Source organism: Arthrobacter sp. BG3, from assembly GCF_056680185.1.
In genome coordinates this window covers 2,258,040-2,280,963 of sequence record NZ_CM155270.1, presented here as the reverse complement: position 1 = coordinate 2,280,963, position 22,924 = coordinate 2,258,040, and the positions used below count along the sequence as shown (strand labels likewise).

The 22,924-nt window shown below is 67.1% G+C and carries 23 protein-coding genes; 10 read left to right on the top strand and 13 right to left on the bottom strand.

Annotated features, from left to right (window positions below; all coding sequences use genetic code 11):
• Positions 1-4 precede the first annotated feature (4 nt).
• Positions 5-781: an SDR family NAD(P)-dependent oxidoreductase gene (locus AC1MFL_RS10160; protein ID WP_479809466.1), complete on the bottom strand. Its 777-nt coding sequence runs from the start codon at positions 779-781 to the stop codon at positions 5-7.
• A 47-nt stretch (positions 782-828) separates the two neighbouring features.
• Positions 829-1,653, bottom strand: coding sequence for a sugar phosphate isomerase/epimerase family protein (locus AC1MFL_RS10155; protein ID WP_479809465.1), 825 nt, complete (start codon positions 1,651-1,653; stop codon positions 829-831).
• A 193-nt stretch (positions 1,654-1,846) separates the two neighbouring features.
• On the opposite strand from AC1MFL_RS10155, the gene AC1MFL_RS10150 reads away from it, so the two are divergent.
• From AC1MFL_RS10150 to AC1MFL_RS10135, 4 genes are all read left to right on the top strand, one after another.
• Positions 1,847-3,184, top strand: a complete 1,338-nt coding sequence (locus AC1MFL_RS10150) for an MFS transporter (RefSeq protein ID WP_479809464.1) — start codon at positions 1,847-1,849, stop codon at positions 3,182-3,184.
• On the top strand, positions 3,184-4,086 hold the full coding sequence (locus AC1MFL_RS10145; RefSeq protein WP_479809463.1) for a transketolase: 903 nt from the start codon (positions 3,184-3,186) through the stop codon (positions 4,084-4,086). The genes AC1MFL_RS10150 and AC1MFL_RS10145 overlap by 1 nt, the downstream gene beginning before the upstream one ends.
• The gene (locus AC1MFL_RS10140) at positions 4,083-5,075 is read left to right on the top strand and encodes a transketolase family protein (protein ID WP_479809462.1); all 993 of its coding nucleotides are present in this window, start codon (positions 4,083-4,085) and stop codon (positions 5,073-5,075) included. The genes AC1MFL_RS10145 and AC1MFL_RS10140 overlap by 4 nt, the downstream gene beginning before the upstream one ends.
• Before the next feature lie 133 nt (positions 5,076-5,208).
• Positions 5,209-5,868: a GntR family transcriptional regulator gene (locus AC1MFL_RS10135; RefSeq protein WP_479809461.1), complete on the top strand. Its 660-nt coding sequence runs from the start codon at positions 5,209-5,211 to the stop codon at positions 5,866-5,868.
• Positions 5,869-5,870: 2 nt separating this feature from the next.
• Here AC1MFL_RS10135 and AC1MFL_RS10130 read toward each other — a convergent pair whose 3' ends face one another.
• The 5 genes from AC1MFL_RS10130 to AC1MFL_RS10110 form a co-directional block, all read right to left on the bottom strand.
• Positions 5,871-6,650, bottom strand: a complete 780-nt coding sequence (locus AC1MFL_RS10130; protein WP_479809460.1) for an SDR family NAD(P)-dependent oxidoreductase — start codon at positions 6,648-6,650, stop codon at positions 5,871-5,873.
• Between the two features lie 124 nt (positions 6,651-6,774).
• Positions 6,775-8,442, bottom strand: coding sequence for a DUF4389 domain-containing protein (locus AC1MFL_RS10125; protein ID WP_479809459.1), 1,668 nt, complete (start codon positions 8,440-8,442; stop codon positions 6,775-6,777).
• Between the two features lie 36 nt (positions 8,443-8,478).
• Positions 8,479-8,925: a flavodoxin family protein gene (locus AC1MFL_RS10120; protein WP_479809458.1), complete on the bottom strand. Its 447-nt coding sequence runs from the start codon at positions 8,923-8,925 to the stop codon at positions 8,479-8,481.
• A complete protein-coding gene (locus AC1MFL_RS10115) occupies positions 8,922-9,977 on the bottom strand; it encodes a zinc-dependent alcohol dehydrogenase family protein (protein ID WP_479809457.1) in 1,056 nt (351 codons plus the stop codon). Before AC1MFL_RS10115 ends, AC1MFL_RS10120 begins: the two co-directional genes overlap by 4 nt.
• Entirely contained in the window at positions 9,974-10,345 is a 372-nt protein-coding gene (locus AC1MFL_RS10110; RefSeq protein WP_479809456.1) for a hypothetical protein, read from the bottom strand. Before AC1MFL_RS10110 ends, AC1MFL_RS10115 begins: the two co-directional genes overlap by 4 nt.
• A 355-nt stretch (positions 10,346-10,700) precedes the next feature.
• Between AC1MFL_RS10110 and AC1MFL_RS10105 the strand changes: the two genes are divergently transcribed.
• On the top strand, positions 10,701-12,194 hold the full coding sequence (locus AC1MFL_RS10105; protein ID WP_479809455.1) for an amidohydrolase: 1,494 nt from the start codon (positions 10,701-10,703) through the stop codon (positions 12,192-12,194).
• A 9-nt stretch (positions 12,195-12,203) separates the two neighbouring features.
• On the opposite strand, the gene AC1MFL_RS10100 is transcribed toward AC1MFL_RS10105, so the two are convergent.
• Entirely contained in the window at positions 12,204-12,713 is a 510-nt protein-coding gene (locus tag AC1MFL_RS10100) for a hypothetical protein (protein ID WP_479809454.1), read from the bottom strand.
• 114 nt (positions 12,714-12,827) lie between these two features.
• Here AC1MFL_RS10100 and AC1MFL_RS10095 point away from each other — a divergent pair, with 114 nt between their 5' ends.
• Positions 12,828-14,306, top strand: a complete 1,479-nt coding sequence (locus tag AC1MFL_RS10095) for an HNH endonuclease (protein ID WP_479809453.1) — start codon at positions 12,828-12,830, stop codon at positions 14,304-14,306.
• A 24-nt stretch (positions 14,307-14,330) separates the two neighbouring features.
• On the opposite strand, the gene AC1MFL_RS10090 is transcribed toward AC1MFL_RS10095, so the two are convergent.
• From AC1MFL_RS10090 to AC1MFL_RS10080, 3 genes are all read right to left on the bottom strand, one after another.
• Positions 14,331-14,639 (bottom strand): fibronectin type III-like domain-contianing protein, encoded by a 309-nt coding sequence (locus AC1MFL_RS10090; protein ID WP_479809452.1) that lies wholly within the window; start codon positions 14,637-14,639, stop codon positions 14,331-14,333.
• An 86-nt stretch (positions 14,640-14,725) separates the two neighbouring features.
• A protein-coding gene (locus AC1MFL_RS10085; RefSeq protein ID WP_479809451.1) for an IS3 family transposase occupies positions 14,726-15,909 on the bottom strand; the annotation gives its coding sequence in 2 pieces (ribosomal slippage) (positions 14,726-15,648 and positions 15,648-15,909; 1,185 coding nt in all).
• Positions 15,910-15,975: 66 nt separating this feature from the next.
• The gene (locus AC1MFL_RS10080) at positions 15,976-17,763 is read right to left on the bottom strand and encodes a glycoside hydrolase family 3 protein (RefSeq protein ID WP_479809450.1); all 1,788 of its coding nucleotides are present in this window, start codon (positions 17,761-17,763) and stop codon (positions 15,976-15,978) included.
• A 477-nt stretch (positions 17,764-18,240) separates the two neighbouring features.
• On the opposite strand from AC1MFL_RS10080, the gene AC1MFL_RS10075 reads away from it, so the two are divergent.
• Entirely contained in the window at positions 18,241-18,858 is a 618-nt protein-coding gene (locus AC1MFL_RS10075; RefSeq protein WP_479809449.1) for a uracil-DNA glycosylase family protein, read from the top strand.
• 222 nt (positions 18,859-19,080) lie between these two features.
• On the top strand, positions 19,081-20,037 hold the full coding sequence (locus AC1MFL_RS10070; protein ID WP_479809448.1) for an L-lactate dehydrogenase: 957 nt from the start codon (positions 19,081-19,083) through the stop codon (positions 20,035-20,037).
• Here the strand turns inward: AC1MFL_RS10070 and AC1MFL_RS10065 are convergent.
• Both AC1MFL_RS10065 and AC1MFL_RS10060 read right to left on the bottom strand, forming a co-directional pair.
• Entirely contained in the window at positions 20,034-21,167 is a 1,134-nt protein-coding gene (locus AC1MFL_RS10065) for a cation diffusion facilitator family transporter (protein WP_479809447.1), read from the bottom strand. The two genes, AC1MFL_RS10070 and AC1MFL_RS10065, sit on opposite strands and share 4 nt — an antisense overlap.
• A complete protein-coding gene (locus AC1MFL_RS10060) occupies positions 21,164-21,499 on the bottom strand; it encodes an ArsR/SmtB family transcription factor (protein WP_479809446.1) in 336 nt (111 codons plus the stop codon). The genes AC1MFL_RS10065 and AC1MFL_RS10060 overlap by 4 nt, the downstream gene beginning before the upstream one ends.
• Positions 21,500-21,641: 142 nt before the next feature.
• Here AC1MFL_RS10060 and AC1MFL_RS10055 point away from each other — a divergent pair, with 142 nt between their 5' ends.
• Together AC1MFL_RS10055 and AC1MFL_RS10050 are read left to right on the top strand one after the other, a co-directional pair.
• Positions 21,642-22,181: a hypothetical protein gene (locus tag AC1MFL_RS10055; RefSeq protein ID WP_479809445.1), complete on the top strand. Its 540-nt coding sequence runs from the start codon at positions 21,642-21,644 to the stop codon at positions 22,179-22,181.
• 127 nt (positions 22,182-22,308) lie between these two features.
• A complete protein-coding gene (locus tag AC1MFL_RS10050; protein WP_479809444.1) occupies positions 22,309-22,911 on the top strand; it encodes a DUF305 domain-containing protein in 603 nt (200 codons plus the stop codon).
• Positions 22,912-22,924: the final 13 nt, after the last annotated feature.

Below are 22,924 nucleotides of genomic sequence, written 5' to 3'. Positions count from 1 at the left end.
GCTGCTAGTGGATGTGGCTTCCGCCGTTGATGTCGATGGTGGTTCCGGTGAGGTAGGCGGACTCCTCGGAGGACAAGAAGGTGATCACGGCCGCGATTTCCTCGGTGCTGGCATTCCGGCCCACGGGAATGCCGGCGTTGATGGCGGCTTCCTGCTCGTCGGTGCTGCCGACCCGGATGTTGGTGTCCACCGCGCCGGGCGTGATGGCGTTGACTGTCACGCCGGTGCTGCCGATTTCACGGGCAAGCGCCTTGGTGAAGCCGAGGATGGCGGCCTTGGCGGCGGAGTACGGGACCTTGCCGAAGACGCCGCCGCCGCGCTGGGCCGAGACGGAGGACATGTTGACGATCCGGCCCCAGCCACTCGCGATCATGTCCGGCAGGAAAGCCTTGGTGACGAGGTAGGTGCCCGTGGAATTCACCGCCATGACCTTGTTCCACAGCTCCAGCGTGGTCTCCAGGAAAGGCAACGGCGAGGTGATGCCGGCAATGTTGGCGAGGGCACCGACCGGGGGAAGGTTCCCGGAACGGACCTCGGCCGCCACGGCCTGGTAGGCCGCGGCGACGGACTCCTCGCTGGCGACATCGATCTCGTGGCCGAAGGCGGGAACGTTGAATTCGTTGCCGATGTCGGCGGCCACTTTGGCGGACTTCTCGCCGTCGAGGTCCAGGATCACGACGGCCCAGCCGTCGTTGGCGTAGCGGCGTGCGGTGGTGATGCCGATGCCCCGGTCCGAGGTGGCTCCGGTCAGGACGGCGGTGCGCTGGATGGTGTTGCTCATGATGCTCCTTGAATGGTGTGTGTTGTGGCTCTGCCGGGATCGGCTGCTCAGATGAGGTCGGTGATGTAGCTGGCGGCCTTGGCGGCCGCGGCCGGGCGTTCCTCGTGGGTAACATCCCGGGTTTCGAGTTCGAGCGAGAAATGCCCGGTGTAGCCCTGCGCGGCGGCAGCCCGGAGCCCTGCCGCGAAGTCCGCGTGGCCGTTGCCGATGCTCAGGTTGATGTTTCCGGGGACCGCGTCGCGCAGGTGGATGTGGGAAATCCGGCCCTCGTGGCGCCGGAGGTACTCGAGCGGGTCCTCGCCGGCGGCCACGATGTGGCTGAAGTCCATGACGATTCCGACGCCCGATTCCGCCAACCGCTGGGCCAGCAGTTCGGCGCGCTCGAGGTTCCAGCAGAACCGGAGGAAATGCAGGGACTCGGTCCAGAGTTCGACGCCGAACTCGGCGGCGCGCTGCTCGGCGTGTGTCAGCCCGGCGGCGATGGTGTCCAGGTCCTTCTCAAGGCTGCGGACCGGATCATGGCTCAGGGCTCCGCAGGGAAGGACCAAGGCCTTGGCACCGGTGCCCGCCGTGAGGGTGAGCAGGGCCTCGAGGTGCCGCTCGCGGGCAGCGACGCCCTCGGCGTCGAGCACGGCGTTCAGGTCCCCGATGTCCCCGTTGACCGAGCGGACCCGCAGCCCCGAGGCAACGACGTCGGCCGTCACGGCGGCGACGGCGCCGGCATCCAGGTCGTAGGGGACGTGGTCACAGACGCCGGGGAGCGCGCCAAGGTCGATTTCCCCGAAGCCGAGGTCGGTGATGGTGCGCAGCGCCGCGGGCAGGTCCTGGTGGCGGAAACTGATGGATGAGCAGCCGAGTCGGGGGTTGAACATCGTCGTTGATCCTCTGGTCATGCCCGGGGGCGGTGGTGATGCAAACCACATTACGGATGTCTACTGTCAACAGTCAACCTTTGAAGTTGACTGTTGACATTCACGTATGGCGGGGGTCACACTGGCGTATCATTTGTTAACAGTCGACAGTGGTGGCGCGGAGGCGTCACTCGCTCTTCGAAAGGGATTCACAATGAGCAAAGAAGCTCTCACCATGCGGGGCCCGGTCCACGGCACCAAGGATGCAAGGCGGGTCGCCATTGGTTCCGGCGTTGGCGCAGTGATCGAGACCTACGACTTCATCGGATTCGGCACGGCAGCCGCCCTGTATTTCGGAACTGCCTTCTTCCCCACCGGAGACCCGGTGACGGGCACCCTCGCCGCCTTCGCCACGCTGGGCGTCGGATTTGCCGCCCGTCCCATCGGCGGCATCATCGGCGGCCACCTGGGAGACAAACTCGGCCGCAAGCCGGTTCTGGTCGCATCGCTGATCCTGATGGGCATCGCCACCTTCGTGATCGGCCTGCTGCCCACCTACAGCCAGGTCGGCCTGCTGGCCCCTGCCCTGCTCGTGTTCGTCCGCATCGTCCAGGGCCTGGCCTTCGGCGCGGAATGGGGCGGCGCGATCCTGATGAGCTACGAACATGCTCCCTGGAAGTCCAAGGGCAAGTACACCGGCATGGTCCAGGCAGGCTTCCCGGTCGGGCTGCTGCTGGCAAACCTGGTGTTCCTCGCCAGCGCCCAGCTCGGCGGCGAACTCTCCTGGCGCATTCCGTTCCTCGCCAGCATCGTGCTGGTCGCCGTCGGCCTCATCATTCGCTCCAAGGTCCCCGAGTCCCCCGTTTTTGACGAGGTCAAGGACAGCGGCGACATTGTGAAGTCGCCCATCACGGAGGTCCTCAAGACCGACTGGCGCAATATCGTCAAGGGCATCGGCCTCCGCATTGCCGAGACCGCAGGTTACGCCGTGTCCATCACCTACATGATTTCCTACCTGAACAGCCAGCACTTGGCCGACAAGACCCAGACTCTCGTGGCGCTGTGCATCGCCTCGGCCATCGGCATCCTCGCCACCCAGGCCTGGGCCCGGCTGACGGACAGGATCGGCCGCCGCCCGCTCTATGTCTGGTCCTGCGCTTTCGCCCTGCTGTTCGGCATCCCCATGTTCCTGCTGGTCAATACCGGACTCTTCATCCTGATCATCGCCACCCTCGTCGTTTCGTACGCGGTGTGCCAGAACTCCCTCGCCGGCGCCCAGGGCGCCTGGTTCCCGGAGCTTTTCCAGGCCAAGACCCGCGCCTCCGGCGCCTCGCTTGCCTACCAGATCTCGGCCATGGTCTCCGGCTTCACGCCGTTCATCACCACGCTGCTGTTCGTCAGCTTTGGGTGGATGGGACCGGCATTGCTCTTCAGCCTGTACGCCGCCATCGGCCTCTGGGCCGCCGTCGCCACCCGCGAAACCTGGGGCAAGCGCGAGCGCCAGCTCGCGGACGAGGCCAGCAAAAGCACCCCCGAGCCGGTGATCGTCTGATGGCAGCAACGCAGGCAGTTCACACGGCCGGGCGGATTCCCGGCGAGACGGCAACGGAGCGCTCGGCGCGTGTCGGCGGCGCCGCATATCGGATTCGGCACCATGCGCTGAACATGGGCGAGGTGCAGGGCCAGGGCTACGTGGGCCAGGCCCTGGGCGCGGCGGACATGCTCGCCGCTGTTTATGCGGACCAGTTGCGCTTCCGCGCCGACGATCCGGAGTGGTCCGTCCGCGACCGGTTCCTCCTCTCCACCGGCCACTACGCGATCGGGCACTACGCGGCCCTGGCCGAGGCCGGGATCATCCCGGTCGAGGAACTGGAAACCTACGGCTCGGACGATTCACGGCTGCCGATGTCCGGGATGTCCACCTACACACCCGGGATGGAGATCTCCGGCGGATCCCTTGGCCACGGGCTCTCCATCGCGGTCGGCATCGCCCTGGGCCTGCGCCATCAGGGCTCCCCCGTGAGGGTCTACAACTTCCTCTCCGACGGCGAACTCGACGAAGGCTCCACCTGGGAGGCCGCGATGGGCGCCCACCACCACCAGCTCGGCAACCTGACCGCCATGGTCGATATCAACGCCCTGCAGGCCGACGGCAAGACCGACACCGTGCTCCGCACCGAACCCGTCACCGAAAAGTGGGAAGCCTTCGGCTGGTACACGCAGCGCGTGGACGGCAACGACATCAGCGCGTTGCTGGCAGCGTTCGACAACGCAGCAGCACAGGCCGCCGCCACTGGACGTCCGTCCGTAATCCTGTGCGACACCAAAGTCGGCCGGGGTGTACCGCTGCTGGAGGAACGCGAGAAGGCGCACTTCATGCGCATCGAGGACCACGAGTGGCAGACCTGCCGCGAGCAGTTGACTGCAGGATACGAAGAGAAGGCCAGCCGATGAGCACCTCCACCGCACCGAAGCTGAAAACCTCAGCCATGATCGCGTCCTTCGCGGACCCGGGCCAGAAAACGGCGTCGGCCCCGTTCGGGCACGCCCTGGTCAAGGCCGCCCAGGGCAACGACAAGATCGTCGGCCTGACCGCCGATCTGGGCAAATATACCGACATGCACATCTTTGCCCAGGCCTACCCGGAACGGTTCTTCCAGATGGGCATGGCCGAGCAGCTGCTCTTCGGGGCCGCCGCCGGTCTGGCCGAGACAGGCCTGGTGCCGTTCGCGTCCACATACTCCGTCTTTGCGGCGCGGCGGGCCTACGACTTCCTCTGCCTGGACGCGGCCGAACCGAACCTGAATGTCAACATCGTCGGCGGTCTCCCCGGCCTGACCACCGGGTACGGGCCAAGCCACCAGGCCACCGAGGACATGGCGATCTTCCGCGGCATGCCCAACCTGATCATCGTGGACCCGTGCGACTCCCTGGACATCGAGCAGGCCGTCCCCCAGCTTGCCGCCAGCGCAGGGCCCAGCTACCTCCGCCTGCTGCGCGGAAACGTCCCGACCGTCCTGGACGAGTACGACTACAGCTTCGAACTCGGCAAGGCCAAGGTCTTGCGCGGCGGCGCCGACGTCGTCTTCATCTCGAGCGGCCTGATGACCATGCGCGCCCTCCAGGCCGCAAAAGCCCTCGCCGCGCACCACGTCGACGTCGCAGTTGTCCACGCGCCCACCATCAAACCCTTCGACGCCGCGACGGTCCTGGCGGAGCTCAACACCGACCGCCTTGCGGTGACGCTGGAAAACCACAGCGTGGTCGGCGGGCTCTTCGAAACTGTCGCTTCCGCCGTCGTCACCGCCGGCCTGGCCAAACGCGTCGTACCGATTGCCCTGCCGGATCAGTTCCTCGACGCCGGTGCCCTGCCCACCCTCCACGACCGCTACGGACTCACGGTCCAGAAAATCGTGGCGAAGGTCCTGGCAGAACTGGGCTAGCAGTCAGCAACGGCGGAAGCGCGGCACGGGCACAGGGTCCGTTCCGCGCTTCTGCCGTAAGATCAACAGTTAACACACCAGCGGTTGACAGTGAGTTGTCAACCGTCACCACGCGATATTGAGGACACCCGCCATGGCCGGAGCTACAGCACCGCTGCTGGGACTCGAGAAGAAGAGTCTCCGCGAACAGGCATTGTCCGCGCTCCGCATCGCCATTACCAGCGGGGAACTTGAACCAGGACGGCACCTCGTGGAGACCGAGCTGTCGGACATGCTGCAGATCAGCCGCGGGACCCTGCGGGAGGCCCTGCGCCAGCTGGAGCAGGAGGGCCTGCTCTCCGCCGGGCCGCGGGGCAGGCTGTCAGTGCGCCACCTCGACGCCAAGGAAATCCGCGACATCTTCGCGGTGCGGGCCGCGCTTGAATCGCTCGCCGCCCGCACGCTGTGCGAACTGCCGGACCGGGTGCAGGTCGCAGCCTCGCTGCGCACCGCGATTGATGCCATGGCGGCGGCCGCCGAGGGCAGCCTTGAAGAGCGGATCGAATCCGACCTCGAATTCCATCGGACCATGTGCCGGCTCACCGGCAACGAAACCCTGCTGCACTCGTGGGAGTCCCTGGAGGGTTCCATCCGCATGTCCATTATGTTCGCGGGTGTGGAGCGGGCTGTCAGCAACATGAGCGTCGACCGGCACTACGACATCGTCACGGCAATCGAGTCCGGCGACGCCTCGCTCGCGCGGCAGACCATCCTCGAGCACATGGACGGGGCCGCGGCGAACCTGGTGGCGTAGCCCTAGTAGTCCACGATCGCGCCGGCGGAGATGTTGACCGTGGCGTCGGTGATGGCCCCGGCCTTGTCAGAGGCCACAAAGCAGGCGACGTTCCCGACATCCGCCAGCGTTGCGGTGCGGTTCAGGTGGGCGGACCTGGCGATCTCCACGATGATCTCCTCCCGCCCCTCCGTCTGCCACGGGATCGTCTCGATGATCCCGCCGGACACCATTGTGACCACCCGGATGCCGTGTTTGCCTAGTTCCAGGGCCCATTGCCGGCGCAGCCCCTCCATCGCGTCCAGGGCCACCTTGAAGCCGCCGAGCCCGGGCAGGGTCTGCGGACCGGAGCCGCCGAACATCAGCACCACACCGGAACGCTGTTTGATCATGTGGGTCGCTGCGGCCCGGGTGGTGAGGAAATGGGCCCGGGTGGCCAGGCTGATCGGCTGCGTAAAGTCATTGACGTCAATGTCCATCAGCGGCTGCTGGACGTCGCCGAAGGAAATGACGTTGAAGGAGATATCGATCCTTTTGTGCTTCCTCGCCACCCGGTCCACGAATGCGTCGACCTGTTCCTCGTCCAGGGCATCAACGACGGACGTTTCGGCCCGGCCGCCCTCCTCCTGGATGTCCCGGGCTACCTTTTCCAGCCGTGACCCGGTCCGCCCGGCGAGGTGGACGAAGGCGCCCTCCGCTGCGAAAGCCCGGGCCACGGCGCCGCCGATGGAACCGCCCGCACCATAGATCAGCGCGGTTTTGCCCTGCAGCAACCCGCTTCCCGGCACCTCGTTGTTCAGCATGATCGCCTGCCTCCCGCCGTGGAGTGGTAAATTCCCTCCACTATGTTCTCGCCGGAAGCCGCTGGCAAGAGGCGTCGGCCAGTTCAGGGGGCATGGCGCTGCGGTAAGAGAAGTCCCGGGCGGTTCAGGCGCGCGGCGGATTGTCCGGGCTGACGGGGGCTTCCGGCTCATCCGCGCCGTGAGCTGCGGGGCCGCCGATACCGTAGAACCCCGGCTCGCCCTGGGCCGGACCGGGCGGGGCGGCACCGGGACCTCCCGGAACCGGCGCGAATTCAGGCCCGGCGGGCGGCACCGGTAGGGAAATCGCAGCCGTGTCGCCCGGATCCCGGGGCCCCATGTCCAGGTGGAACGGCGGGTATTCGTCGCGCATCAGGGAAACGTATGCGCTGACGCGGTAGATCCAGCGGTTCAGGCCCATCAGGAAGTCGAAGAGACCCCGAGGGTACACCCCGGTGAACAGCAGGATGACCCCGGCGATGAAGACCAGCAAACCGAGCAGGGAGGCCCCCACGCCGACCTGCACCCAATGGCCGTCGCGGTATACCCAGGCCTGGGCGGTCCCGGTCAGCAACGCGATGATCAGCAGGTGTGGGATGGCCAGCAGCCAGGACTTGACGAGCACCAGGCCCCGGGACAGTTTCTCGGGATAGTCGACGTCAAAGTCAGCGGGGTAGTCGGTGCGCTCCAAGGTGAAGGGGGGATAGATGTCCGTGCCGAGCGCCCCGTAGGAGTAGAAGGCCACCCGCCAGCTCCAGCGGATCACCCCGACGTTGAAGTTGAACAGCGAGCGCGGGTAGCGGCCGGTGAACAGGATAGCGAACCACGCCACGATCGTCACCACCCCGAACGCAAACCACAGGAAGAAGAGGACGATGAAGTGCGGGATCGCCAGAAGCCACTTGAACAGCCACTTCCAGCGGGACAGGCTCGGGTCCAGATAGCCGCTGAGCCGGGCCGGATAGATCACCCCGGCACCCGGCGGAACGCCCGCCACCGCACCCGGCACCGCACCCGCCGCGTAAAGCTGGGGTGCGGAGGACCCGGCCAGCGGCTGCGGCTGTCCGGCCGTTGGCTGCGGCTGGCCGGGCACTGGCTGACCGGGCAGAGGCGGGCCGGCCTTGCCGCGGCCCAGCCCTGCTGCGCCAAACACAATCAAGGGAACTCCAATGAGCAGGAGCACGATTCCGCCGATCAGCAGCCCGATGAAGACGGGCCACAGCAGGTCGGAGCGGGCTCCGGCTTTCATTTCCACGGCCACCGGGGCGCTGGCATCGGCGTTCATGATGACCACAGCCCAGCTGCCGGAGCGCAGATCCCATTTCAGCTGCTGCTCCCCCGGGCCGGTGGCGGACGCAGCCCAAAAGCTCTGGTCCGCGGGCCTCGCCGGAACCTTGGCTCCGGCCACGTCGCGGTACTCCACCCGGAACGGGTTGAACCGGACCTCGGTGATCTCGGAATGGCTGACTCCATCCAGATAAGCCGCCACGTCGCTCCGCGGCCCGATCCCGATGAAGACATCCTTGCCGGCAAACGCAGAACCCCTGAGCATGAGACTTCCGACGACGCCGACCGGGGCGGTTTCCGGCACTCCGCCGTCGGTCATGATGTCCAGGCGGGGTGTTGTCAGGGCGTAGGAGTTCGTGACGTAGCGTTCCGCCGGGCTCGTGAAGTATCCATTGTCCCGTTGCAGGTAATTGGCGAAACCTGCGGCGCCGGCACCGGCCAGCAGCCCCAGCCCGATGAGCGCGCTGAGAGTTCCCAGCACCAGCATGACTATCCGGCCTGGTCGCATGGCCGCCGTCCTTTCAGATGACTCAGATCAGCTGACTCAGCTCCTGAGTGAGGTGAGCAGGGCTCGCGCCCATCCCTCGGCCTTCTCAATTTCGCCACTGCGCAGGGGCCCCTCGCTGCCTCTTACGTAGAAAGGCATGGGTTCGGCGATGATGTCGGCCCCGCCGGCCTTCAGTGCGTGGGTTATCTTCTTGGCAGCGTCGCCGTGGATGAACATCCGGACCCGGGTGTCGAACGCGGCAGCCTTTACACCGGTGAGGGCACCGTTTCCCAGGGCCGAGAGCAGCGCCGTGATCTTCGGCGTCGGGCGCCAACCGTTGATCGGGCTTCCGACCACGAGGAGGTCCCCGGCCGAGAGAGCATCGGGCTTAAAGTCCCCGACCGGGACGGAACTCGCCTGGAGCCCGTCGAGCGAGCCGGCGATCGCCTCGGCCACCGATTTTGTGTTGCCGTACGCAGAATCGTAGACAACCAGGGCTTTCATGCCGTGATCACTACCTTCAGAGCCTTCGTTTCCGCTGCCCGGGCGAAGGTGTCATAAGCCTCCAGGAACTGATCGAAGCTGAAGTGGTGGGTGGCGAACTTCTCCGCCGGCACCTTCTTCTGCGCCACGAGCTTGAGCAGCATCGGGGTGGTGTTGGCATTCACCAGACCCATGCTGATGTTGATGTTCTGGATCCAGAGGTCCTCAACATGGAGCTCCACGGACTTGCCATGCACGCCGACGTTGGCCACGTTGCCGCCCGGCCGGACGACGGCGATGCACATGTCGAAAGTGGCCGGGATGCCGACGGCCTCAATTGCCACGTCCACGCCCTGTCCGTCGGTCAACGCGAGCACCTGCTCCTTCCAGTCGACGTCGCTGGAGAGGACGACGTCGGTGGCACCGAACTCACGGGACTTTTCCAGCCGGTTCGCGTCAAGGTCAACGGCGATGATGGTGGCGGCACCGTAGAGTCCGGCGGTGGCGATCGCGGCAAGCCCGACCGGGCCGGCCCCCACGACGGCGACCGTGTCGCCGGGCTTGACGCGGCCGTACTGAACGCCGATCTCAAAGCCGGTGGGGAGGATGTCGGAGAGCATCACGGCTTGCTCGTCGTTGACGCCCTCCGGGAGCAGGTGGAGGGAGTTTTCGGCGTACGGGACGCGGACGTATTCAGCCTGGGTGCCGTCGATCAGGTGGCCGAAGACCCAGCCGGTTCCGGAAGCGCCTTCCTCGCCCATGCAGTGCGAATAGAGCCCGGTTTTGCAGTTGGCGCAGTGGCCGCACGACTTGATGCAGGAGATGATGACGCGGTCCCCCACCTTCAGGCTGGTGACTGAGGAGCCGACCTCGGTGATGGTCCCGACGCCCTCGTGGCCCAGGATCCGGCCCTTGGTCACGGCAGGAACATCGCCCTTGAGGATATGGAGGTCCGTGCCGCAGATCGTGGTGGTTTCCACTTTGACGATCACGTCGCTGGGATTCTGGATCTTGGGATCGGGGACGTCCGTCCAGGACTTTTCTCCGGGACCGCCATAAACGAGGGCTTTCATGCGTTCTCCTTGATTCTGAGGATGGTGGCCGGATCCACGATGCGCAGCCGGCACGGGGTTACGGAGCCGTCGATGCCGGATGACATAACCGAGTGGCGGGCGTGCTCGTGGAGTTCCTCCATGGCCTCGGCCGTCACACGGGCATGGGCGAGGTCCACGACGATTTCGTAGCCGGGAAGTTTGGCTGTCACACGGCGGCAGACGACGTACAGGGCCCGGATGTTGGCGGGGGTAACGACGCCCCGGACGTTGACGCGCGCCGACTCCTCAATGGCGTCGATCCGGATGAGCACTCTGATGCGGGGATCCCCGTGTGATGGGTGCGCGTAGTAAGCGCTGGCCCGGTTTCCATACTGCCTGTGGGTCACGGGGCATCAGAGCTCCCGCGTAGGCTGTGCGCTGACTCAAAGAGGCAAAAATCGTTGGTGACAGTCATGTTGGTTGCGGTCTCCTGCAAGTTCCCGCAGGCGCGGCAACGGGCAGAATGCCTTTTCCTTCCCCAAGGTTCGAGCGAGACCGTACAACTGACAAGCAAGCGGTTCATCCCCAATGGCCGTGCAGGAACCGCCCCAAATCCAGCATGGTCGGCATGCGTTTCCTGGGCAAGGGGCGAAAGTCCCGTGTGCCGGTCGGAGCCCGGCAACTGCGCCGTCCACAGGTCCCGGTTGGTGCAGTGGCGGCTCCGGATTGGTGCGGAGCGGTCCGGCCCATAACCTGTTCCGTATGCCTGAGACTCCTGCCAATGCCGTGAACGACGTCGTGCTCGCCTCGGTCCGGTTTCCCGGCGGGCGGGCGCTTCACGACGTGCACGTGACCGACGGCGTCATTTCACGAATCGGTCCCGCCGGGATTCCCGGCAACCCCGCTTCCCGGGTGGTTGATCTGGACGACCGCTACGTCATCCCGGGGTTGTGGGATGAGCATGTCCACATGACCCAGTGGGCCCTCGCCGCCAACCGGATCGACCTCTCCGGCGCCGCCTCGGCGCGTGAGGCGGCCGGCGTCGTAAGCTCCCAACTGGCCAGCCATGACGGCGGCGGCCTGACCGTGGTGGGCGTCGGCTTCCGTGACGCCGCCTGGGCGGATGTTCCCAGCCGGGAGTTGCTCGACGGCGCCACCCGGGGCCTGCCGACTGCGCTGCTGAGTCATGATCTGCACTGCGTCTGGCTTAACAGCGCGGCGGCCGAACGCTACGGAGTGGCGGTGGACACCTCCGGGCTGCTGCGTGAGGAACCGGCCTTTGAACTGACCCGCGAGCTGGGAAATCTGCCGGACGCCGTCGTGGATGCCTGGGTGCGCGAGGCCGGGCAGGCGGCGGCGGCGCGCGGGATAGTGGGGATTGTCGATTTCGAAATGACCTGGAACCGCGATGTGTGGCGGCGGCGCGTGGCTGGTGGATTCGACTATTTCCGGGTGGACGTCGGCGTCTATCCGCAGGACCTGTCGCGGGCCATCGCGGACGGGATGCGGACCGGGCAGGAGCTCGACGGCGGGGCGGGGCTGCTGCGGGTGGGCCCGCTCAAAGTGCTGATCGACGGCTCGCTGAACACCCGCACGGCGTACTGTGTGGACCCGTATCCGCATGGCGGCCACGGGCTGCTCACAGTGAGCGAACCGGAACTGCTGGAACTGCTGGTCCGGGCCAAGGAGTCCGGATTCGTTCCTGCGGTCCACGCGATCGGCGATGGCGCCAACGAGGTGGCACTGAATGCCTTTGCAGCGGCCGGGATCGCCGGGCGGATTGAGCATGCCCAGTTTGTCCGCGGCCAGGACTTCGCGCGCTTCGGCGGGCTTGGCCTGACGGCGAGCGTCCAGCCCGCCCATGCCCTGGATGATCGTGATGCCGCCGATTCCAACTGGGCAGGGCGCACGGACCGGGCGTTCCCGCTGCGGTCGCTGCTGGCCGCCGGGGCCACCCTGGCGCTGGGCTCCGATGCTCCGGTGGCGCCGCTGGAGCCGTGGACCTCCATGTCGGCGGCCACCACCCGGGCCCGGAGGGACGGACGGGAGCCCTGGCACCCGGAGCAGGCCCTCACCCGGATGGAGGCCCTGACCGCGTCAACGCGCGGTCGGGGCCGAAGGATCCGTCGGGGGGAACCGGCGGATATCGCAGTGCTCGACGGCGACCCGCTGGCCGTGTCCGACGCTGTCTTTGCCGCGATGCCGGTGGCCGCGACCCTGGCGGCGGGCCGGTTTACTTACCGGGGCGGCATCTGACCATTGGGATTAACTGCCCTTGACCCGCGACTGGACCAGGTTCGCGAACGGCAGCTGGCCGTACTCATCCACGAACGCGGCGTGGTATCCGGCTTCGGCCGCGTTGAGCTGCTCAACGGGCAGCTCCTTCCACGCGACGATCAGGGACCCGGCCGCGGCGAGCTGCCAGATCAGCCGGCCGTCCCAGTGACCAGGCGGCTTACCGGCGCCGAAGTCGACGAATTCCTGGATCTGCCGGCGCAGCCCACGGTTGCCCTTGCTCCCGGGGCCGGCCTTGCCCACGTAGAGGACGTCCGCGCCGTCGACCCATTTGGCTTTGAGTGCCTCCGGCTTCAGGGTGGGGTCCTTCTTCTTGAAGATTCCGGCCGTGCTTTTGGCCAGGAACTGCGGCCGGAAGCTCTCGGGCTGCAGCACCGCAAAGATCCCGGGTTTCTGCGGGATCCGGTTGATGTCAAGGTCAGCGAGAGGCCGGAATCCGGTAAACCCGTCCTCTTTCAGTGACTGTCTGTGGATTGGCATGGGTTCCTTGGATCGGGGCGCTGGGCGTTCCTTCAAAGCTTACGGATATGCAGCCCCGTGGCCGCTTTTCCCTTGGCCCCTTTTAATGTCGCAGGTGGCCGATAGTGTGTTTCCATGGACGGCAAGCAGGGGCCCGAAATGGTTCCGGAAGCGGCGGTTGGTGGGGCGGTCACCGAGGTGGCCCGCTCCCTCGCTGCCGTCCGCCCGGCCTGTGAGAGTGCCGGACTGATCGGCCAGCTCCGGGAACTCGAGGACCTGAAATCCGCCACGGCCGCACTGCAGGCGAGAATCGCCGTCGCCTTCGACCTCCTCCAGCGCCGCGAACAGCGGAACCTTGGTCTGCCGGCGGCGGAGCTGGGATCCGGGGTCGGCGCGCAGATCGCCCTGGCCCGGCGGGAATCCCCGGCCCGCGGCGGACGGCTCCTGGGCCTGGCCCAAGCCCTCCTCACCGAAATGCCCCACACCCTCGCGGCGTTGGAGAGCGGGCAGCTCAACGAATGGCGCGCCACCTTGCTGGTGAAGGAAACCGCCTGCCTGTCCGCGGCCGACCGGGCCTCCGTCGACGCCGAACTCGCCGCCGACACCGGAACCTTCAACGGGACCGGGGACCGGCACATCATCGCCGCAGCCCGGACCGCCGCCTACCGCCGGGACCCCCGCACCGTCACCGCCCGCGCCAGCCACGCCGCCACCGAACGGCACGTCAGCCTCCGCCCGGCCCCGGACACCATGTGCTACCTCACCGCACTGCTCCCCGTCGCCGCCGGCGTCGCCGCCCACGCCGCCCTGACCCGGCACGCGGCCACCCTCCGCGCCGGAGGAGACCCCCGCACCCGCGGGCAACTCATGGCCGACGCCCTCATCGAACGCACCACCGGCACCCCCGGCGGGATCAGCGGCATCGAAATCCAACTCGTCATGACCGACCGCACCCTCTTCCAGGGCCACAGCGAACCCGCCCGCCTCCCCGGCTACGGCATCGTCCCCGCCAGCTGGGCCCGCACCCTCCTCAAAACCGAAGGAACGGGCACGGGCATGAGCGCTGGAGCCGGTACCGGCAGGGAAGTTGGCGACACCGTCCGCACCAGCGCCGGGGACCGCGCCGCGGACGGCGAAGACGCAGCCCTGAACGTCTGGCTCCGCCGGCTCTACACCGCCCCCGGCACCGGCGACCTCACCGCCATGGACTCACGAGCCCGGCTCTTCCCGCCCGGACTCCGCCGCTACCTCACCGCCCGCGACACCACCTGCCGCACACCCTACTGCGACGCCCCCATCCGCCAATTCGACCACATCATCCCCTGGCACCACGACGGCACCACCAACCACACCAACGGCGCCGGACTCTGCGAAGCCTGCAACCACACCAAAGAAACCCCCGGCTGGACCTCCCGCCCCAGCCCCGGACCCAGACACACCCTCAACGTCACCACCCCCACCGGACACATCTACCAATCCTTGGCCCCGCCGTTGCCCGGGCCTCCGCCTTCTAAAGCAGCAGCTTCCCGGGAACGGCGCGAACTCCGTCACCTCGCCAAGACGGTCAGAAGCGCCCGCCCCGGGCCAGGATCAGCGGCTGCGACCGCGGCCTGAGACACTGCCTGGTAACCCGGCCGGCTACCGCCCGAACCACGACTCGGACAGGGATACGTCGGCCTCCATGGCGTAGTTGCCGGCCGAGTGCCCGAGCGCCAGGCGGTAGCTGCCACCACGGGTGCGCCACTGCCCGCGGCCGGCGTCGTAGGAGGCCAGCAGCCGCGGATCGAGTTCCAGCGAGACGGTCCGTGATTCACCGGGTTCCAGGTCCACGCGTTCGAAGCCGAGCAGCCGCATCCGGGTCCCGGCAGGATCCTCGAGCAGGTAGAGCTGGGGCACATCGGCGCCGCGGCGCGGCCCCGCATTGGTGACGGTGAACTCGGCTAGCACCCCGCCCCGGTCCTGCACTGCCAGGTCCGCATAGTCGAACCTTGAGCTGCTGCGGTGATTTCGGACAGCGGAATTAGTGGATTCTTCTACGCTGCCAAGGCTGGCTGTTGATAACCATAGTGGACTTCGTTGGGCCGCCGGTAACCGAGCGCGGAGTGTCGGCGCCGGCTGTTGTAAAACCCCTCGATGTAGCGAATGAGATCGCTCCGGGCGTGTGATTTGGTCGCGTATACGGTCCGGTAGACACGCTCGTTTTTCAGGGCTGAGAAGAACGATTCGGCCATGCTGTTGTCCCAGCACACCCCGGTGCGGCCCATCGAGGAACGCATGCCCAGGCCGGCCACCAGGGCCCTGAAATCGGCCGAGGTATAGACGCTGCCCCGGTCGGAGTGCCAGATCGCGGACGGCTCGATCCGGGTTGTAGCGGCGGCGTTCTTGAGCGCGTCTGCGACGAGCTCGGTGCGCATGTGATCAGCGATGGACCAGCCGACGACTTTCTTCGAGTAGCAGTCGATAACGGTGGCGAGGTAGACGAACCCTTGCCAGGTGTGGATGTAGGTGATGTCGCCGACGAACTTCACCCCGGGGCGGTCGGCGCTGAAGTCCCGGTTGACGAGGTCCGGCATGCCCGCGGCCGCCTCAGCGTCAGCCTCGGTGGTGACGCGGAACGGGCGTGGCTGACAGGCCACCAGGCCCTGGGAACGCATGATCTGCCGCACCAGCTCGGGAGAGCACTCGGTCTGTTCCACGGCGAGATCCGCATGGATGCGCCGGTACCCGTAGGTGCCCTCGGACTCCTCGAAGAAGTGCTGGATCCGCGCCGTCAGGGCCTGCCGGCGCCCCGAGGTGGCAGATTGCGGACGGGTGGCCCAGTGATAGAAACCGGACGTCGAGACGGCCAACCAGCGGCACATCCTCACCACCGAGTTCCGATTGGCGGGCTCAGCTTTTTGGGAATCGATGAATTCATACTTGCTCACTACCGCTGCTCCCGCGCGAAGTAAGCGCTGGCTTTTTTCAGGAACGCAGTCTCCGCCCGCAGCTCTTGAACTTCACGCTCGAGCTCCTTCAGCCGGGCCCGCTCCGGCACCGTCAGATCAGCCTCTGTCCCGCCGTTGGCCTCGCGGTACTTGACCAGCCAGTTGCGGAGCGTCTCGGGCCCGACACCGTACGCGGTGGCCACGTCCTTAATCGGCTTGGACGTGCTGATCACCTCGCGGCACAACTCGTCCTTGAACTCCTGGGTAAATCGCTTCCGTGATGCGGTCATGCTGATCTCTACTTTCGGTAGACCCCCATTTTAAGAGGGCCCACTGTCCGAGAACTCCGCGGCAGCTCACCTGGTGTAGCTGAGTCCGTGGCCGAAGGGGAACAGTGGTTCCTGGCCGGTCTTCGCGAACCAGCGGTAGCCGACGTCGGATCCCTCGTTGTAGTTGACCACCGTCGGGGTACCCCACGGTGTGCCGAGGCCCGGCAACTCCGGCCGGGGTGTCTGGTCCATGCCCGTCGGGAAGGTCAGCGGGAGTTTCCCTGACGGGTTCGTGACGCCGGCGAGGATTTCAGCGATCGCCTGGCCGCCGTGCTGGCCGGGGTACCAGGCCGCCAGGACCGCCCTGACTTTACGAAGCCATGGCATCGCCACGGGGTTGCCGGTCTCGAGGACGACCACGGTGTTCGGGTTGGCGCCCCCGACGGCCTCGATCACGGCGTCTTGGCCCCACGGCAGGGACAGGTCCGCGTTGTCGTAGCCCTCGCCCTCCACCCGGATGCCAAAAACGACGGCGAGGTCGGACCGGCGGGCGAGCAGCGCTGCCTCGGCCGGGCTCATCCCGGGGTCGTATTCAATTTCGGCGTCGGGCAGCAGCTTCTGCAGTTCCGCCAGCGGGGAAGAGGGCAGCAGGTACAGGTTCCGCATGCTCCCCATAATGCCCGGGCCGCCGATGGAGTGGACCTCGGCGTAGCCGCCCGGCGGAGTGACGGCGCTTGAGCCGCAGCCCGAAGGTACGCCGAGCTGGGCATGTCCCCCGATGACCGCGATCTTGAAGGGCGCAGCAGCAGTTGAAGGCGCCTTCAGCGGAAGTACGCCGTCGTTCTTGAGCAGCACAATCCCCTGCCGCGCGGTCTCCAGGGCGATGTCGGCATGGGCGGCCAGGTCGACGTCGGGCGTTTCCTCCCATCGGTCGATGCCGACGTCGAAGATGGCGTAGAGGATGCGCTGCACCATCTCGGACAGGCGTTCCTTGGGGAGTTCACCCGCCGCGTACGCCGCGCGGAGCGGGGCGGTGAAGGTCTCGTGCCCCCACATCATCACGTCGATCTGCACGCCGGATTCCTGGTCCTGGCCCCGGAGCGCGAAGTCCCAGCTCGGCGTCGCACCCCAGTCGGACATCACCCAGCCGGGGAAGCCCCAGGCGCCTTTCAGGATGCCCTGAAGCAGCGGCCCGTTGCCGCCCGCGTAGGTGCCGTTGATCTTGTTGTATCCAGTCATGACCGAGCCGGGCTGGGCGCGTTCGATGGCGATTTCGAAGGCGAGCAGGTCGGATTCCCGGTGCGCGGCCGGGTCGATGACGGCGTCCAGCCAGTGCCGGTTGGTTTCGTTGCAGTTCAGGGAAAAGTGCTTGACCGTGGAGATGACCTGCTCGCCCTGGATGCCCTTGACCGATTCCGCGCCGAGGACTCCGGTGAGCCAGGGGTCCTCGGAGAGGTACTCAAAGTTCCGGCCGTTGCGCGGGTCTCGGTGCAGGTTGAGTCCGCCGGCGAGCTGGACGTTGAGCCCTTTGCTGCGGGCCTCCCGGCCCACCAGCTGCCCGGATCTGCGGGCGAGCTCGGGGTTGAAGCTGGCGCCCAGGGCGATCGATGCCGGCAGCGCCGTGGCGGTGTCGCCCTCCCGGTAGCCGGGGTTGGTCACGCCCAAGCTCGCGTCGCTCATCAACAGTGCGGGGATGCCCAGCCGTGCGATCCCGGGCGTGTAGCCGGCACTCATCGGGACGCCGTCCGGGATGCGCGGGTCCTTGTCCTTGAGCACCTCATTGGCACCCATAACGCTGATCAGGAGCGAAAAGCGCTCCTCATCCGTCAGCTGCGCCTCAACTTCACGGGCTCGTTCCATCGCTTCTGAATTCACGCTTCGCCTGCTTTCGGGGACGACCCGACGGGCTTTGGGCGCGGAGCGGAGTGAGGACCTGGGATCGGTTCCATCATGCCCGTGGCGGCCGGCAAGGGCCAGAGGTTTGGGCGGGTTCTCCCGCTGCGGCGGCTGGATTCAACTGCTGCGGCGGTCAGTCCGTTGCGGGCACACCTGGATGAGGTTGGCGCCACGGATTCGGCTGCAGTGCGGAACTCCACGCGCGCAAGCCTTTAAATGCGAGGCCTGCAGGTACCTTCGCGATCTCGCTATGAGATGGCTCGGACATTTTCATGTCCTGAACGACCCGGCTAAACCAGATGGTTACCTGCAGGCGCTTTAAGCGTACGCCCGCCCATGCAGTGTGACTAGGGGTCCGTCGCCTCTTCCATACGACCCAAAAAACGCCCCGGCGACCAAAAGCGTAGAGTGGAGCCAGACGCCTGATTCTGGACGCCGAGCGCTGAGGGAGAAATCGTGACGATTGACTGGGACGAAAAGAAGACCCTGCTGCAGGAACCGAACATCGCCGCCGTAACGCAGCTTTGCGACGAACTGATGGAAAAGAAACCGGGGTCGGTCGTCCCCTACATCGATCCCGTCCACGACGAGGACGAATGCCGGATCGTCAGCCTCCACATCGCCCCGGGCAAGGGCACCGAATCGGGCTTCGTCTCCCACTTCAACGACGACGAGACCGCCCGACGCGCCACCTCCATCTACGAGGCTGTCGAACTCGACCCCCGCTATGTGATGCCGTGGAACGCCTACCCCTGGGTCCGCGACCCCGAACTGCCCTCGGCACTGAACGTCCAGGAGAAGACGGACGGACTGCGGCCGTTCCGCCAGTTCCTCAAGATCAACAAGCGCGTCTCCGCCGTCATCGCCCACGGCGCCGATGCCCATGCCTTCCTGACGCTCTTCGAGAAGACCTACCACTCCTCCCTGAAGAACCGCGGCGTCAAGATCTACAAGGCCACGGCCCTGGGCGGCCGCGCCTTCGCCGTCTCGGCAGCCAAGCAGGATGAACTCCTGAACAAGAACGTCGAGGTCTACAAGGACGCCATGCAGCGCGCAGGTATCCAGCACCTCTGAGCCGGTTGCCCAGGACGCGCGCGACGGGGGGTCCTCTTCCATTGCGCATCGGGCCCGCTTAGGGCCCAACGGCCCTGCCCAAGCCCGGCGCCCCTTGGTGAGCTGGAGACGAGCCCGGACGGACGCGTCCCTGGTGGGGCTCGCTGCCGGAAAGGACTCAGCTATGGGACGGTCGGCAGGCACTGTCGCACCGCCCGCCGTCTGACCGGAAAGAAGCAAACCATGCCCCAGAGTCCCGGATCTAAACTCGCAATTGTCGGCGCCGGCAGCGTCGGCACCTCCCTCGCCTACGCCGCCCTGATCCGCGGCTCGGCCAGCAACGTCGCCCTCTTCGACGTCAACGCAACGAAGGCCGAGGCGGAGGTGCTGGACCTGGCCCACGGCACCCAGTTCGCCGCCGCGGCGGCAACCGTCATCGGCGGCGGGGACATCTCCGCAACGGAAGGGGCCGACGTCGTCGTCATCACCGCCGGGGCCAAACAGGCGCCGGGCCAGACACGGCTGGACCTGGCCAGCACGAACGTCCGCATCCTCGAACAGCTCATGCCGCAACTCCTCACGCACTCCCCGGACGCCGTCTACGTCCTGGTGACCAACCCCTGCGACGTCCTGACCGTCGCCGCGCAGAAGATCTCCGGCCTACCGTCCTCCCGCATTTTCTCCTCCGGCACCGTCCTCGATACGTCCCGGCTGCGGTGGCTGCTGGCGCGGAAAGCCGGCGTCTCCCTCACCAGCGTGCACGCCAGCATGGTGGGCGAGCACGGCGACACCGAATTCCCCATCTGGTCCGGCGCAACGATCGGCCCGGTCCCGATCCGCAGCTGGAGGGTCGCCGGGGAACCCGTCTTTACGTCCGATTACCTCGCCGAAACCGCGCGCGAAGTGACGCAGGCCGCCTACAAGGTGATTGCCGGAAAGGGTGCCACCAATTACGCGATCGGGCTGTCCGGCACGCGGATCGTGGAGGCCCTGATGCGCGGGGAAAACGCCGTCCTCCCGGTGTCCACCGTGTTGGACGGCCAGTACGGAATCACCGGCGTGGCGCTGTCCCTGCCGAGCATCGTGGGGCACGGCGGAGTCCGCCAGGTCCTGGATACCCCCATGGACGACGGCGAACTCGTCTCGCTGCACCACTCGGCGGAGACGCTGCAGCAGAGTCTCGCCACGCTGGGAATCTAGGCGCCCGTCGCCGACCCGTCGGTGGTGAAGCCGGGCACAACGGTCACCGAGCCGACGTGGGGCAATGCCCGCCGGATCCCGCGTTCCACATTGGACGTCACGGAGGCGAACTCGACGAGGTGCGCGTCCGTTGCCACAGGCACCGTGACCTCGACGTGCAGCCGGTGTCCGGACCAGCGCAGGCGCGCGGCGCCACCGGCCCCGGCATGTTCGGCGAGCACGGCCTCAGCCCGTTCGGTCAGTTCGGGGTCGACGCCGTCCATCAGCCGCCGCCCGACGTCGCGCACGGTGCCCCAGAGGAGGACGACGATGGCGGCGGAGATCAGCAGGCCCACGATCGGGTCCGCGAGCGGGAAACCGAGCCAGACGCCGACGACGCCCGCCACAACCGCCAGTGAGGTAAAGCCGTCCGTCCTGGCGTGGATGCCGTCGGCCACCAAAGCCGCGGAACCGATCCGCCGGCCGACGCGGATCCGGTAGATCGCCACGAGTTCGTTGCCTGCGAAGCCCACCAGCCCGGCGGCGAGTACCCAGCCAAGGTTGTGCACGGGCTGGGGTTCGAAGATGCGCCGGATGGATTCGACGGCGGCCACCACCGCGGAGAGCGCGATCATTGCCACGATGAACAGCCCGGCGAGGTCCTCGGCCCGGCCAAAACCGTAGGTGTACGTCCGGGTGGCCTTGCGTCGGCCCAGCAGAAACGCGATCCAGAGCGGGACCGCGGTCAGTGCGTCGGAGAAGTTGTGCACCGTGTCTGCCAGCAGCGCCACCGAGCCGCTGACCAGCACGATCACCAGCTGGAAGAGCGAGGTGGTGCCGAGCCCCAGCAGGGAGACCTTGACCGCACGGATGCCCTGCAAGCTGGATTCGAGCGCCTCGTCGATGGAGTCCGCGGCGTCGTGCGAGTGCGGGACGAAGACTGACTGGAGCCAGCCCTTGAGACCCTTGGCGTGCGTATGGCCGTGCGGGCCATGGTCGTGGCCGTGCTCATGCGGGTGGTCATGATCGTGGCCGTGGTCATGGGGGTGGTCATGATCGTGGCCATGATCGTGGACGGCGCCGACGTCGTGGGTGGGCTCCTGAGCGCCGCCGCGGCTGTGTTCATCCACGGCGTCCGACGGGCGGTTCATGCGCCGTGCCCCGGGGCGGTGCCGAGGGCGTGCTCTGCCTGGTGGATCGCGTCCATCACCAGTTGGCGGGCGTGGTCGTTCTGCAGCCGGTAAAAGACCTTGGTGCCTTCCTGCCGCGTGGCGACCATGCCGCCCAGCCGCATTTTGGCGAGGTGCTGCGAGACGGCCGACGCCGGCTTCCCCACTTTCTCGGCGAGCGCGTTGACCGGCAGTTCCCCCTCACCCAAGGCGAGGATCAGCCGGACCCGTGTGCTGTCGGCCAGCATCGAGAACACCTCGACGGCTAGCTCCACGTGGGGGCTGTCGACCTCAACCTGCATATCTGCATTCATACGCAGATACTGTCATAGTTGCCCGCATCGGCCAAACCGCTCACGGCCAAGGGACATGGGTGGCTGGAACACACTGCCCGGAACTTTCGTTGAACACCGGTAGCCTGAAAACCACCCCGGGCGCGCGAAAAGGAGGACCGTGATGACCGCAGCCAGCCCAGCAGGGGCCGCTTCTGCCCTTCGCCGCGCCGTGCTGCTGGCCGGAATTCTCGCTGTGATCGCCGGCTTCCTGGGCATGCACATCTTCTCCGGCTCCCATGGGATGCACTCCCAGGGGCCGCTTCCTGGCAGGGCCGGACAAGCCGCGGCGGAGCACCCTGCGGGCTCGCCATCCGCACCCTACGACGGCCATGCCAGCCACACCGCGGGCCTGACGGCGCCGCTGCCCGCCGCCGCGACGCCCGCCGCCGCGACGCCCGCCCCGCTGACGCCAGCGTCGGTGACGGTCGGCGGCACTGCAGTGCCGCCGTCGTGCGTCTGCCCCGGCGGGTGCGCGGACAAGCCCGCGGTTCACGTTGACTGCACCCCCTCACCGGCGGGCGCTTCCCTGAGCGCCCCGCCGCCCGGGACCACGCCGCTGGCGTTGCAAGCCTGGACGCCAGCCGCGGCCGCCCGGCAGCCGGACCGCACCTATCGTCCCGGGACACCAACTCCCCGGGAGCTGTCCATCAGCCGCACGTAGGACTGGGCCTGTGCCGTGACGACGCCGGCGCACCCCACTCCCAGCGCACGGCCGCCAATCCCAGAGGCCGCCGCGCGCCCCCAGATCAACGGCTCCGCCACAGGATCCACAAAGGACACGATTTTCCATGAAGAAGACCCTGACCATTTCCGCCACCGTCGCCGCCGTCATTGCGCTGGCGGGCTGCTCCACCGGATCCCCTTCCGGCGGGAGCAGCATGCCCGGCATGGACCACAGCACGATGGCGGCGAGCCCGGCCCCCGCCGCCGGGAACGCGGAGCACAACGGCTACGACGCGATGTTTGCCCAGGCCATGATTCCGCACCACGCCCAGGCCGTGGAGATGAGCGACATGATCCTGAAGAAGCAGGGCATCGATGCCAGGGTCACCGCGCTGGCAACGAAGATCAAGGCAGCCCAGGCACCCGAGATCGAGAAGATGACCGGCTGGCTCAACGACTGGAACGAACCCACCCAGGCGCCTGGAGGGCACTCCATGACCGGCATGATGAACGGCGACGACCTCGGGAAGCTCGACGCCGCCCAGGGCACCGAAGCCGCCCGGCTGTTCCTGAGCCAGATGATCGCCCACCACGAAGGCGCCGTCGAGATGGCGAACACCGAGGTCCGCTCCGGCCAGGACGCGGCGGCCATCCAGCTGGGCAAGGACATCGCGGCCTCCCAGACGGGCGAGATCCAGGAAATGAAGGACCTGCTCGCCGCGCTGTAGACGGGCCCAGGGC